We start from the raw sequence: 13,116 nt of genomic DNA, 5'->3' as shown, positions 1-13,116 counted from the left end.
GTTCTCGTGACCGTGTGACCCTGCGTGCGGTCCGGTGTCGTTCCGCGTCGGGCACCCGGCCCGACCGGCTCGGCACCGGAGGTGACGCGAGTCCCGGTCACGGCACGCTCTCACCGCGCCTGATCGTCCGGGCTGCGCCCGGGGAGCTCTCTCGCCGCACGGATCGGCCGCGCGACTGCTGTCATTGTCGCACGAGGTGCCAGGAAAGGTCCGGAACGCTCGTGCGATGATGACGCCGTGAGCACGAGCGCAACCACGCCCCGCCGCCCGGTCGCGATGGCGGTCTTCCTCATCGTCACCGGAGCAGTCGGCCTCTTCGCCGCGTTCAACCTGGTGCTGGACGAGTTCGCGAAGTACGAGAACCCCTCGAAGGCGCTCAGCTGCGACGTCAGCCCGTTCGTGAACTGCTCGCAGGTGATGACGAGCTGGCAGGGCTCCCTGTTCGGCTTCCCGAACCCGCTGCTCGGCGTGATGGGCTTCGTCGCCCCGATCGCCGTCGGCGTGATGCTCCTCGCGGGCATGCGGGGCGGGCACCGCTGGTTCTGGGTGCTGTTCAACGCCGGGGTGTTCCTGGCGTGGGTGTTCGTCACCTGGCTGTTCACGCAGACGGTCTGGGTGATCGGCTACCTCTGCCCGTGGTGCCTGCTGGTGTGGAGCGTGACGATCCCGATGTTCTGGATCTTCACGACGTGGAACGCGGCGCAGGGACGCTTCGGTGCCGGACTCCAGCGGCTCGGGCGCACGCTGCTGCCCTACTCGTGGGCGTTCGTGCTGGCGAACTACGCCGTGATCGTGGTCTGCATCCTCATCGTGTTCCCGCGGGTCCTCTCGACGCTGCCGTTCTGACGCCGACGCGCTGATCGGCCCGGCGCGCTCGCGGCGCGCTGGTCGGCTCGTGCGCCGAGCGGGCTCGTGCGCCGAGCGGGCCGGATCCGTCACGTTCGACGGCTCCCGGCGACAGCTCGTGCCCGCTCCGTGGACGCCGACGGCGTGTCCTGCCCGCACCGTGGATGCCGACGGCGTGTCCTGCCCGCACCGTGGACGCCGACGGCGTGTCCTGCCCGCTCGGCGTGTCAGCGCTGGCACGTCCTTCCAGATCAGTGGACGTGCGACGGGCTCTCAGGTGGCAGATCGCCCGGGCCCCGGTGTTCCCGTCAGCGCTCGACGCGGGCCTCGTCCCTGCCGACGACTCCGCCGACGACGCCGTCGCCGACTCCGCAGCGCGCCCGTTCCTTCCCATGACACGTGCAGTGCCGTGTGGGAACGGGCATTGCTGGTGGGACCGACGGATCAGGTACGCCCGGTTCCACTCGGTGTGCCCGAAACGCACAGATGTCCCGCCGCCAGCGAACGCACGCGGGACCGGTCGCCGCGCACCCGGGGACAGCACGCGGCCCCGCGCTCCCGGGGAGGGAGCACGGGGCCGAGCGAGGGGCCGCGTGGGGCGGGACCGACTACTTCGCGGCGGCCTCGATGGTCGGGACGACGTCGGTGAGGGTGCTCACACGCTGCCCGTTCACCAGGATCGTCGGCGTGCCGAAGCCCTGGGGACCGGCGACCGCGGGGTCCGAGGTCACCTGGTTCGTGATCTTCGTCACCCAGCCCTTGTACGTCTCGTTCGACAGGCACTCGGACACGTCGGAGCCGGTCGCTCCCCCGGCCTTCACCAGGTCGGCGATCTCGGCGTTGGTCAGGCCCTTCGTGCCCTCTTCCGGCTGCTTCTCGAAGAACTGCGTCTGCACGTCGAGGAACTTGTCCGGCGCGTAGTTCGCGACGCACATCGCGGCGTTCGCGGCACGGCTGGCGTAGCGCGAGCCGAGGTAGCTGCGGTCGAGGATCGACACCGGGTGGATCTCGAGCGTCGCCTGCCCGTTCTTCACGAAGTCGGTGATCTGGTCGGCGTAAGCGCCCTCGAACTGCTTGCAGACCGGGCAGGCCCAGTCGACGTACTCGACGACCTTGACCTTGCCGTCGCTGTCGGCGGTCGCGACCGGCGACGGGGTGCCGTCCGCCGAGACCGCTCCGGTCGTGACGGGCGTGATCTTCCCGTCGCCGCCGGTGAACTGGATGCCCCCGGTGACCATGTTCTTCGGGCCGGCAGCCGACGTGGTGCCGCCGCTGTTCACGTTCACCACGACGATCGCGATGATCGCCGCGACGGCCACGATGCCCAAGCCGATACCGCCCTGCAGGAACCACTTGTTGCGGCGCTTGCGGCGCTTCTCGGCGTCGGCCCGCTGCCGGGCGACCTCACGGGCGTGCTGGCGACGCTCGTTCTTGGTGGGACGGTCGTTGTTCGTCATCGCGTCTGTGCTCCGCTTCCGTCGATCAGGCGAACCAGAGCGCGAGCTCGCGGGCGGCCGACTCCGGGGAGTCCGAGCCGTGCACGAGGTTCTGCTGCACCTTCAGGCCCCAGTCGCGACCGAGGTCTCCACGGATGGTGCCGGGCGCGGCCGAGGTCGGGTCCGTGGTGCCGGCGAGCGAGCGGAAGCCCGCGATGACACCGTTGCCGGCGACGCGCACGGCGACGACCGGGCCGGACTGCATGAACTCGACGAGCGGCTCGAAGAACGGCTTGCCCTGGTGCTCCTCGTAGTGCTGGTCGAGCAGCTCGCGCGACGCCGTCACCATCTTCAGGTCGACGATCTCGTAGCCCTTGGTCTCGATGCGACGGAGGACCTCTCCGGTGAGCTGGCGGGCGACGCCGTCGGGCTTGACGAGGACGAGGGTCTCTTCGAGATCGGACACGCAGTTCTCCTGTGGTTCGGTGGTGGTCAGTCCTCGGCCTGGGCGGCCCGGAACGCGGCGTTCTGCCGGTCGAGCTGACCGCCCTTGACGAAGCAGAACACCCACAGCGCCAGGAACACCGCGCCGACCGCGAACATGAACGGTTCGATGAACCCGGTGGCGAGGATGGCCGCCTGCAGCAGCCATCCGAACCATACACCGGCCGGCTTGCCCGTCAGGCGTGAGGCAGCTGCGAGGACGATGATCGCCAGGATGCCCCCGCCGAACGCCGCGAGCGGCGGCAGCGTGCCCTTCCCGTAGACGACGAGCATCGGGAAGAAGAACATCACGGCCTCGAGTCCGAGGGTGATCGAGAGCAGGCTCTCGCGGGCTCCGCGCTGCGGGCGCGGCTTCCGCACGCGCGGCTGTCGGCCCGGCCGGGAGGCCCGTGGTGCGTCCGTCACGCTGCCCCGCCTTCCGCGTGGACCAGGTCCATGACCTTCCCCACCATCACGATGGAGCCGGCGACGAGCACGAGGGCGTCCTCGGCGTCCGCCTCGTCCGCCAGGTCACGGGCCTCCTGCAGTGCCTGCTCGAGCGAGGGCTCGACGACGACGCGGTCCTCGCCGACCTCGGCCACGACGACCCGCGCGAACGCATCCGCGTCCATCGCGCGGTCCCCCGGCGGCTGCGTCACGACGAAGGTCTGCACGGTGTCCGCGAGCGCCCGGACGAAGCCACGGGCGTCCTTGTCGCCGAGGATCCCGACGACGCCGACGACGTGCTCCGACGGGAACGCGACCGGCAGTGCCTCGGCCAGCGCTCGTGCGCCGTGCGGGTTGTGCGCGGCGTCGACCACGAGGGTCGGCTCCTGGGCGATCGGCTGCAGGCGCCCGGGGCTGGTCGCGCCGGCGAGCCCCTCGGACAGGACGTCCTCGTCGAGGGCCTGGGACCCGCGTCCGAGGAACGACTCGACCGCGGCGATCGCGACGGCGGCGTTGTGGGCCTGGTGCTGACCGAAGAGCGGCACGAACAGGTCGTCGTACCGTCCGGCGATCCCCTGCACGGAGACGAGCTGCCCGCCGACCGCCGGGGTGTCGGACACGACGGAGAACCCGGTGCCCTCGACCGCGAGCGTCGACTCGGTGAGCTCGGCGGCGCGCTCGAGCTCGGCGAGTGCCTCGGGCGTCTGCGCGCTCGACACGACCGACGAGGACGGCTTGATGATCCCCGACTTCGTACGGGCGATCTCGGCCACCGTGCTGCCGAGCTGCTTGGCGTGGTCGATCGCGATCGGGGTGAACACCGCGACCTGGCTCTGCACGACGTTGGTGGAGTCCCACTCGCCGCCCATGCCGACCTCGATCACCGCGACGTCCACCGGCGCCTCGGCGAAGCACGCCAGCGCGAGGACGGTGAGGGCCTCGAAGAAGGTGAGCGGCTGCTCGCCCTTCGCGGTGAGCTCCTGGTCCGTCATCTCGAGGATCGGGGTGATGTCGTCCCAGTTCTCCACGAAGCGGTCCGCGGCGATCGGCTCGCCGTCGATCACGATGCGCTCCCGGATGGACACGAGGTGCGGACTCGTCATCAGGCCCGTCCGGAGCCCGTGCGCGCGGACGATGCTCTCCGTCATGCGCGCCGTCGAGGTCTTGCCGTTCGTCCCGGTGACGTGGATGACGGGGTAGGCCAGGTGCGGGTCGCCCAAGAGCTCGACCGCGCGGCGCGTGGCGGTCAGCCGGCGCTCGGGGGCCTGCTCGCCGATGCGCGCGTACAGCGCTGCCTCGACCCGGCGGACCTCGGCGTCCTCCCCGCCGTACGGGAGCGCCTCCGCAGGTGCCTGGTCACCGGCAGGACCGACGGGGATCTCGATGCCGTCCGCGGACGGGTCGTCGTGGTCGTACTGCTCGCTGTCGCTCATGCGCGTGCCACCTCCACGGACACCTTCGCACCGTCGCCGACGTCCGAGCCCTCGCCGGGAGCGAACGTCGTCGTGGTCACCTCGACACTCGTCGCGAGGGTCTCCCCCGCGATGAGCTGCTCGTGCGTGCGGACCGCTGCCTCGGCGTCGTCCGACACCCGGAGCGTCAGCGCGATGCGGTCGCTGACGTCGAGGTCGGCGTCGCGACGGGCCTGCTGCACGGCTCGGACGACGTCGCGCGCCAGACCCTCGGCCTCGAGCTCGGGGGTCGTCACGGTGTCGAGCACCGCGAAGCCGCCGCCGTCGAGGAACGCCACCGCGACGGAGTCGTCCGCCACGGTGAGGTCGAGCGTGTACTCGCCCTCGACGAGGTCCACGCCGCCGACGGTCACGCCGGACTCGGTCGCGACCCAGTCGCCCCTCTTCGCAGCCGGGATCACCTGCTGCACCTGCTTCCCGATGCGCGGTCCGGCCGCGCGGGCGTTCACGGTGAGCTTCCGCTCGATGCCGTAGCGGCCGAGCGAGGACTCCTCCTGCTGCTCGAGCACGACCCGCTTGACGTTGAGCTCGTCGCGGAGGATGTCCGCGAACGGCTCGACGCCTGCGGGATCGGGCACGACGAGGGTCAGCGTGGCGAGCGGCAGGCGGACGCGACGGCCGGTGGCCTTGCGGAGCGCGAGCCCCTTCGACGCGACATCGCGCACACGGTCCATCGCGGCGACCAGGGCATCGTCCTCGGGGAACTCGGCGGCGTCCGGGAAGTCCTCGAGGTGCACGCTGCGCCCGCCGGTCAGGCCCTTCCAGACCTCCTCGGTCACGAGCGGCGCGAGGGGGGCGGCGACGCGGGTGAGCGTCTCGAGCACGGTGTACAGCGTGTCGAACGCGGCCCGGGCCTCGGGCGACGACTCCGCGCCGAGCCAGAACTTGTCACGCGACCGACGGACGTACCAGTTCGTCAGCACGTCGGCGAAGTCGCGGACGGCCTGCGCCGCGAGCGGGGTGTCGAGTGCGTCGAGGTGCTGCTGCACGTCCGCCACGAGCACGCGGGTCTTCGCGAGCAGGTACCGGTCGAGCACGTCGGTGCTGTCGGTTCGGCGCTGTGCCTGGTACCCCGAGTCACCCGACGCGTTCGCGTAGAGGGTGAAGAAGTAGTACGTCGACCACAGGGGCAGCAGGAACTCGCGGACGCCCTGGCGGATGCCCTCCTCGGTGACGACGAGGTTGCCGCCGCGGATCACCGACGAGGACATGAGGAACCAGCGCATCGCGTCGGCGCCGTCGCGGTCGAACACCTCGGACACGTCCGGGTAGTTCCGCAGCGACTTCGACATCTTCTGGCCGTCCGAGCCGAGCACGATGCCGTGGCTGATCACGTTCCGGAAGGCGGGGCGGTCGAACAGCGCGGTCGACAGCGCGTGCATGACGTAGAACCAGCCGCGGGTCTGCCCGATGTACTCGACGATGAAGTCGGCCGGGCTGTGCTCCTCGAACCACTCGCGGTTCTCGAAGGGGTAGTGGACCTGGGCGTACGGCATCGAGCCGGAGTCGAACCAGACGTCGAACACGTCCGAGATGCGGCGCATGGTCGACTGCCCCGTGGGGTCGTCCGGGTTCGGGCGGGTGAGCTCGTCGATGAACGGGCGGTGCAGGTCGACCTCGCCGTCGGCGTTCACCGGCAGACGGCCGAAGTCGCGCTCGAGCTCCTCGAGCGAGCCGTAGACGTCCTGGCGCGGGTACGCCGGGTCGTCGGACACCCACACCGGGATCGGCGTGCCGAAGTAGCGGTTGCGGGAGACCGACCAGTCGATGGCGTTCCCGACCCACTTGCCGAACTGGCCGTCCTTGACGTTGTCCGGCACCCAGTTGATGTCCTGGTTGAGCTCGCCCATCCGGTCGCGGAACTCGGTGACGCGGACGAACCACGACGAGACCGCCTTGTAGATGAGCGGCTTGCGGCAGCGCCAGCAGTGCGGGTAGCTGTGCTCGTAGGAGGCCTGGCGGAGCAGTCGGCCCTGTTCGCGCACGGCCCTGGTGAGCGGCTTGTTCGCGTCCGACCAGAGCATGCCGGCGACCTCGCCGAACTGCGCGGTGAAGAGGCCGCCCTCGTCGAGGGAGAGCACGACGGGGATGCCGGCGGCCGCACAGACCTCCTGGTCGTCGGCGCCGTAGGCCGGGGCCTGGTGCACGATCCCCGTGCCCTCGCCCGTCTCGACGTACTCCGCCACGAGGATCCGCCACGCGTGCTCGTAGCCCTCGGTGTCCGCCAGGAAGTCGAACAGCCGCTCGTACTCGACGCCGTCGAGCTCGGCGCCGGCGACCGTGCGGAGCACGGCGGCGGTGGCGTCGTCCGCGCTCTCGTAGCCGAGGTCCTTCGCGTGAGCGGCCACGGTGTCGGACGCGAGCAGGTAGGTGGCGGAACCGGCGGCGCCACCGTCAGCCGCGCCTCCCGGCCCGGCCGGCACGACCGCGTACGCGATCTCCGGACCGACCGCGAGCGCGGCGTTCGTCGGCAGGGTCCAGGGGGTCGTCGTCCAGGCGAGCGCGCGGACTCCCGTCAGGTCGAGCGCCGCGGCGCGCGACCCCTGCAGGGGGAAGGCGACCGTGACCGACTGGTCCTGACGCGTCTTGTAGACGTCGTCGTCCATGCGGAGCTCGTGGTTCGACAGCGGCGTCTGGTCGTTCCAGCAGTACGGCAGGACCCGGAAGCCCTCGTACGCCAGGCCCTTGTCCCAGAGCTGCTTCCACGCCCACAGGACGCTCTCCATGAAGGTGACGTCGAGGGTCTTGTAGTCGTCCTCGAAGTCGACCCAGCGCGCCTGGCGGGTGACGTAGGCCTGCCACTCGTCGGTGTACTGCAGCACGGACTTCTTGGCGGCCGCGTTGAAGACGTCGACGCCCATGTCGTCGATCTCGTGCTTCTCGGTGATGCCGAGCTGGCGCATGGCCTCGAGCTCGGCGGGCAGGCCGTGGGTGTCCCACCCGAACCGGCGGTGCACCTGCTTGCCACGCATGGTCTGGTAGCGCGGGAAGACGTCCTTGGCGTAGCCGGTCAGCAGGTGGCCGTAGTGCGGCAGGCCGTTCGCGAAGGGCGGGCCGTCGTAGAACGTCCACTCGGGGCAGCCCTCGCGCTGGTCGATCGACGCCTGGAAGGTGTCGTCGCCCTTCCAGAAGGCGAGGATCCCCTGCTCGACGGCGGGGAAGCTCGGCGAGGGCGTGACGCCGTCGGCGTTCGAGTTCAAGGGGTAGCGCACCGCATGGCTCCTGTGGTCGGGGTTCTCTGCCACGAGGACGGAGCGTGCTCCGCGGTACCACCTCGCTTGCCGATCGCTGCTCGCGCTGCGACCGACCGCTCGTTCGCCGGAGGGGGCGCGGTCCGGTCCGCCCGGTTCTACTGACGGCGGTGGGGCTGCCGCGTTCTTCCGGAGGCTCGCCGGTGATGGCCGGGTCGACGCCTGATGGGACGAGTCTACAAGAGTCGGAGCATGCTGGAGCGATGCCCTCGTCCGAGAAGCAGGACCGTCCGGAGTCCCTGCTCACCGTCGTCATCGCCTTCGCCGCCAACCTGCTCGTCGCCGTCGCCAAGACCGTCGCCTCCCTGATCTCGGGCTCGGCGTCGATGACCGCCGAGGCCGCGCACTCGTGGGCCGACACGGGCAACGAGATCTTCCTGCTCGTGGCGGAGCGGCGGGGTGCGAAGAAGCGGGACCGGAAGCACCCGCTCGGCTACGGCCGCGAGACCTACATCTGGTCGATGTTCGCGGCCTTCGGCCTCTTCACCGCGGGTGCCGTCGTGTCGATCTGGCACGGCATCACCGAGCTCGGCGAGACCGGTCCGGCCGAGGACGTCGTGCTCAACTACGTCGTGCTCGGGATCGCGTTCCTGCTCGAGGGCACGAGCTTCCTGCAGGCCTACCGCCAGGCGCACGGAGCCGCGACGAAGCGCCGCGTCCCGGTGCTCCGGCACGTGCTGCAGTCGTCGAACCCCACGCTCCGGGCGGTCTTCGCCGAGGACGCCGCCGCGCTGATCGGGCTCGTGATCGCGTTCCTCGGCGTGCTCCTGCACCAGCTGACCGGCCTCGCCGTGTTCGACGCGATCGGCTCCATCGCGGTCGGCCTCCTGCTCGGGGTCGTCGCGATCGTGCTCATCGAGCGGAACCGCCGGTTCCTGGTCGGCGAGGCGACGTCGCCCGAGCTCGAGGACGCCGTGCTCACCGAGCTGCTCCGCCGCGACGAGGTCGAGCGCGTGACCTACCTGCACCTGGAGTTCGTCGGGCCGTCGCGGGTGTTCCTCGTGGCCGCCGTCGACCTGACCGGCAACGAGCTCGAGGACCACGTCGCGGTGCGGCTCCGCCGGGTCGAGGCCTCGCTCGAGGAGAGCCAGTACATCGAGGAGGCCGTGCTCACCCTGAGCATCCCGGGCGACGCGTCGCTCGCTGCCCGTGGTGACGGCGAGGTGCCGGCGACCGTCCGGGACGGCACGGTCGAGGACGTCGCGGCCGGCGGCGCGGGGACGCTCCGCACCGAGTGACGCGCGCGGAGGAGCCCGTGCGCCCGGGTCAGCGCTCGATCGTCAGGGTCGACCCGGAGACCACGACGACGCCGCCGCCCCGCGGGACCCACACGCGCAGGTCGTCGACCCGGAAGGACTCGAGCGCGTCCGCCTCGTCCTGCGTGAACGCCCGCACCGCCTCGGGCACGGGGAACCGTCCGTCGGTCCCCTGCACGATCGCGGCGTAGCGTCCGTCGACCAGCACGTCGGACCCGCGCTGCGCGAAGTACGGGCGCCAGGCCGGAGCGCCGTACGACGTGAACAGGATCGTCCCGCTCTCCACCCCGTGCGCGCGGAGCTCGGTGTCGAGCACCGCGATGCCCGCCGGCCTGACGTGGGCGACGGCCACGGCGAGCGCCGCGGTGGTCGACGCGGACGCGACGACGCCGGCCGAGACGAGCGCGACGAGCGCCACGCCGAGCACCGGCACCCGTCCGGGACGACCGGGCCGGCCGGCTCGTCGTCGGGCACCGGCTCCGTCCCGACGACCGGCCCGTCGGCGCGCCAGCTCGTCCCGGGCGAGCACGCCCAGCCGCGTCCACCCGACCGCGGCGAGCGCGAGCACGAACGGCATCCAGGCGTCGTAGTAGTGCGGCAGCGACACCGTGGACAGTGCGAGGAACACCATGAGCGGGACGAACGCGGCGACGAGGGTGAGCACCAGCCGGTCCGGGCGGAGGACGACCGCCGCGACCGCGCCGACGAGGACCACCGCCACGAGGACCGGGCCGGTGCCCTGCGTGGCCCACCAGAACTGCGTCCACCACGGAGCGAACCGGTAGGTCGTCCCGCCGAGGTCGACGAGGTGTCCCCCGTCGTCGTGCCGGGTCTGGAAGGCGATCATGTACGACACCGCGGAGACGAGCCCGAGTGGTGCGTAGGCGAGGCAGAACGTCACGATCGCCGACACGGCGGCGATGGCCCCTCCGGTGAGCAGGTCCCACCACCGGCGGAAGAGCACCGGGAGCAGCACGATCGCGAGCACGACGAACGCCGCGGTCACCTTCGACGTGACCGCGAGGCCCAGCGCGGTGCCGGCGAGCCCGGCCCACCACCACCGACGTCGACCGTCCGTGGTCATCCACGCCCATGCGGCGGCGATCGCGACGACGGCGAACAGCACCATCACCGGTTCGAGCAGCGCGATGCGGTCGACGCGGACGGGCGTCGCCGACGCGGGGTCGAAGGCGTCGAGACCGGCGGCGCGAGGGGTGAGCCACCAGAGTCCGGCGGCGAACAGGGCGCCCCAGTGCCCGAGCGGGCGGCGCAGCCAGACGAAGAGGACGAGTCCGGTCAGGAGGACGGCGGCGGCGGCCACGAGGCGTGGGGCGTAGACCCCCTGCCCGAACAGGACCTGCGCGAGCCCGTAGAGGTACTTCGCGGTCGGTGGGTGCTCGAGGTTCGCGGTCACCGTGCCGTGGACGTACTCCCAGCCAGCCTGCACGTAGACGAGCTCGTCGACGTTGATGCCCTGGCGACCGAGGTGCCAGCAGCAGGTCCACACCGCGAGCAGCACAACCGCGCCGAACGCACTCCACTGGACCAGACCCGACCGTCGACGCACCGGACGATCCTCGCACAGCGCTCCGCGACGAGGACTGCCCGCGTCCGTCAGCGGTGTGCGTCGAGTCCGACCGCCACCGGGGTGAGCGCAGCGCCGACGTACTCGACGAGGGTGCGCCGCCCGACCCCGTCCGCCACCCAGACCCCGAAGGCCGCAGCCGCCGCACCGAGCATCGCCCCGGACACGGTCTGCGGCCAGAGGGACATCGGGTGCTCGCCGGTCCGCGACCCGACGAACGCGGCGACGGCGCCGTGCTGCGCCATCACCCGGGCCGCCACGCTCGCCACGAGCTCGGAACCGATGTCCATCACCTCGGCCTGGGCGATGGCCCACGGGACCTGCTCCGGGTCGTGCGCCCGCGCCGCGGCGAGGAGCGCCTCCTCGACGGCCCGCACGGGCGAGGGCTCCGTCGAGGCAGCGAGGAACGCGGGCAGGTCGGCGACCGCGGCGTCGAGCTCCAGCCAGAGCACGTCGGACTTGGCCCCGAAGTAGTTGAAGAACGTCGCCCGGCTCACCCCGGCCCGTGCGGCGATCTGGTCGACGGTCGTGCGCGCGTAGCCCTGCTCGAGGAACAGCTCGGCGGCGGCGTCGGCGAGGACCTCGGCGCTCGACCGTCGCGGGCGGCCTCCGCGGCGCATCGTCTCGTCCATGTGCTCAGTAAACCGCTAGACTCGGTCCGCCATGATCTTGGACCGAGTACAGAAAACACGCGCCCGCGCCCTCCTCACCGCCGCGGGTGCCACCGCGGTCCTGCTGGCCCTGACCGCCTGCACCGGCGGCGGCACCGCCACGGACGCGAGCACCCCGGTCAGCGGTGGCACGCTCACCTACGCCTCCGGCGACGCCGAGCCGACCTGCCTCGACCCGCACGTCGGCGGGAACTACCCGCAGGCCCTGCTGTCGACGCAGTACATCGAGATGCTCACCGGCCTCGACCGCGACGGGCAGCCGACGCCGGCCCTGGCGACGCGGTGGACGACGAGCGACGACGGGAAGACCCTGACGCTCGACCTGCGCACGGACGTGCGGTTCTCCGACGGCACACCGTTCGACGCCGACGCCGTGGTGGCGAACATCGAGCACGTGCAGGACCCGACGACGGCGTCGAGCACGGGCTACCTCGCCCTGCAGTCGATCACGAAGGCCACGGCGACCGACGACCACACGGTCACGCTGACGCTGAGCCGTCCGGACAGCGCGCTGCTCGAGTCGTTCTCGCAGCCCTGGGTCGGCATGGAGTCACCGAAGGCCCTGCAGCGCCCGCAGGCCACGAACTGCGCCGCCCCGGTCGGCACCGGCCCGTTCACCGTGACGGGGTGGCAGCGCGGTGACCGCATCACGCTGGCGAAGAACGACGACTACACGCCGCTGTCCGGCTCGACGAAGCCCCGCCTCGACGGCATCACCTGGCGCTTCCTGCCCGACTCGACGTCCCGGTACGCGGCACTCCAGGCCGGCCAGGTGGACGTCATCGACAACGCCCAGCCCGACCAGCTGAAGAGCGCCTCGACGAAGGGCACCATCCGCGACCTCGACGCCCCGCGTCCCGGCGCCTCGAACCGTCTCGAGCTGAACTCCGGGCACGGTGTGTTCCGCGACGAGGCCGTGCGCAAGGCCTTCATCGCCGGTGCCGAGATCGACCCGGGCCTGCAGAGCCTGTTCCTCGGCACCGCGAAGCGCTCGTACTCGGTGCTCTCCAGCGTCGAGCCGGACGGGTACTCCGACCCCGCGCTCTTCGAGTACTCGCCGAGCACGGCGAAGCGGCTGCTCGACGAGGCCGGCTGGAAGGTCGGCAGTGACGGCGTCCGCGAGAAGGACGGGCAGCGGCTCACGGTCACCTTCCCGGTGTCGACGAACCAGTCGGTGCCGGCGGAGCGCAGCCTGTTCCAGCAGGTCCAGGCCTCCGAGAAGGCCGTCGGCTTCGACGTCCGGCTCGAGGAGCTCGACCTGTCGAGCTGGTACGCCGCGCTCGCCGCGAACGAGTACGACGTCGTGAGCGCGCCGTACACGAAGGTCGGCCCGGACGTCCTCCGCATCCTCTACGACAGCGCGAGCATCGAGCCCGCCCCCTCCGGCTACTTCGCGAACCTCGCGCAGCTGGACGACCCGACGGTCGACGAGCTGGTGGAGCGGGCGGCGCGCACGTCGGACGCCGACGAGCGCCGTGCCCTGTACCGACAGGCGCAGCAGCGGATCCTGGCCAGCGGCACCGTCCTGCCGCTCTACGACCAGCAGAACCACTTCCTGTACCGCTCGTCGGTCCACGGCATCGAGACCACGTCGGTCTCCACCCCGTGGTTCGGCACCGCGTGGATCGCGCGCTGACGGGCGACCCGGCCGGGAGGCCCGCCCCACCCC

The 13,116-nt window shown here is 71.4% G+C and carries 10 protein-coding genes; 3 read left to right on the top strand and 7 right to left on the bottom strand.

Annotated features, from left to right (window positions below):
- The first annotated feature begins 237 nt into the window (after positions 1–237).
- On the top strand, positions 238–846 hold the full coding sequence (locus C1N91_RS04960; protein WP_254678352.1) for a vitamin K epoxide reductase family protein: 609 nt from the start codon (positions 238–240) through the stop codon (positions 844–846).
- Between the two features lie 608 nt (positions 847–1,454).
- Here C1N91_RS04960 and C1N91_RS04955 read toward each other — a convergent pair.
- Genes C1N91_RS04955 through ileS form a run of 5 tightly spaced genes read right to left on the bottom strand, consistent with a single transcriptional unit; the run spans position 1,455 to position 7,896 of the window.
- A complete protein-coding gene (locus C1N91_RS04955) occupies positions 1,455–2,303 on the bottom strand; it encodes a DsbA family protein (RefSeq protein WP_058728427.1) in 849 nt (282 codons plus the stop codon).
- A 25-nt stretch (positions 2,304–2,328) separates the two neighbouring features.
- Entirely contained in the window at positions 2,329–2,748 is a 420-nt protein-coding gene (gene ndk, locus C1N91_RS04950) for a nucleoside-diphosphate kinase (RefSeq protein WP_058728426.1), read from the bottom strand.
- 26 nt (positions 2,749–2,774) lie between these two features.
- Complete coding sequence (locus C1N91_RS04945) at positions 2,775–3,191, bottom strand: DUF4233 domain-containing protein (RefSeq protein WP_058728425.1); 417 nt, start codon at positions 3,189–3,191, stop codon at positions 2,775–2,777.
- Positions 3,188–4,645: a bifunctional folylpolyglutamate synthase/dihydrofolate synthase gene (locus C1N91_RS04940; protein WP_137766843.1), complete on the bottom strand. Its 1,458-nt coding sequence runs from the start codon at positions 4,643–4,645 to the stop codon at positions 3,188–3,190. Before C1N91_RS04940 ends, C1N91_RS04945 begins: the two co-directional genes overlap by 4 nt.
- Positions 4,642–7,896: an isoleucine--tRNA ligase gene (gene ileS / locus C1N91_RS04935; RefSeq protein ID WP_137766842.1), complete on the bottom strand. Its 3,255-nt coding sequence runs from the start codon at positions 7,894–7,896 to the stop codon at positions 4,642–4,644. The genes C1N91_RS04940 and ileS overlap by 4 nt, the downstream gene beginning before the upstream one ends.
- A 242-nt stretch (positions 7,897–8,138) precedes the next feature.
- On the opposite strand from ileS, the gene C1N91_RS04930 reads away from it, so the two are divergent.
- Positions 8,139–9,173, top strand: a complete 1,035-nt coding sequence (locus C1N91_RS04930; protein ID WP_137766841.1) for a cation diffusion facilitator family transporter — start codon at positions 8,139–8,141, stop codon at positions 9,171–9,173.
- Between the two features lie 28 nt (positions 9,174–9,201).
- Here the strand turns inward: C1N91_RS04930 and C1N91_RS04925 are convergent, their stop codons facing one another.
- Positions 9,202–10,758, bottom strand: a complete 1,557-nt coding sequence (locus tag C1N91_RS04925; protein WP_175415915.1) for an ArnT family glycosyltransferase — start codon at positions 10,756–10,758, stop codon at positions 9,202–9,204.
- A 47-nt stretch (positions 10,759–10,805) separates the two neighbouring features.
- Positions 10,806–11,408: a TetR/AcrR family transcriptional regulator gene (locus C1N91_RS16620; protein ID WP_058728421.1), complete on the bottom strand. Its 603-nt coding sequence runs from the start codon at positions 11,406–11,408 to the stop codon at positions 10,806–10,808.
- Positions 11,409–11,439: 31 nt separating this feature from the next.
- On the opposite strand from C1N91_RS16620, the gene C1N91_RS04915 reads away from it, so the two are divergent.
- Complete coding sequence (locus C1N91_RS04915) at positions 11,440–13,083, top strand: ABC transporter substrate-binding protein (protein ID WP_137766839.1); 1,644 nt, start codon at positions 11,440–11,442, stop codon at positions 13,081–13,083.
- The last annotated feature ends 33 nt before the right edge of the window (positions 13,084–13,116 follow it).

It is taken from the genome of Curtobacterium sp. SGAir0471, assembly GCF_005490985.1.
In the GTDB taxonomy this organism is placed as follows: domain Bacteria; phylum Actinomycetota; class Actinomycetes; order Actinomycetales; family Microbacteriaceae; genus Curtobacterium.
This window is presented reverse-complemented; position numbering and strand designations above follow the sequence as displayed.

What these genes read in the sequence shown, in the direction of transcription:
- C1N91_RS16620 (WP_058728421.1), bottom strand. Translation starts at nt 11,408, where the DNA reads ATGGACGAGACGATGCGCCGCGGAGGCCGCCCGCGACGGTCGAGCGCC.
- C1N91_RS04955 (WP_058728427.1), bottom strand. Translation starts at nt 2,303, where the DNA reads ATGACGAACAACGACCGTCCCACCAAGAACGAGCGTCGCCAGCACGCC.
- C1N91_RS04930 (WP_137766841.1), top strand. Translation starts at nt 8,139, where the DNA reads ATGCCCTCGTCCGAGAAGCAGGACCGTCCGGAGTCCCTGCTCACCGTC.
- C1N91_RS04915 (WP_137766839.1), top strand. Translation starts at nt 11,440, where the DNA reads ATGATCTTGGACCGAGTACAGAAAACACGCGCCCGCGCCCTCCTCACC.
- C1N91_RS04940 (WP_137766843.1), bottom strand. Translation starts at nt 4,645, where the DNA reads ATGAGCGACAGCGAGCAGTACGACCACGACGACCCGTCCGCGGACGGC.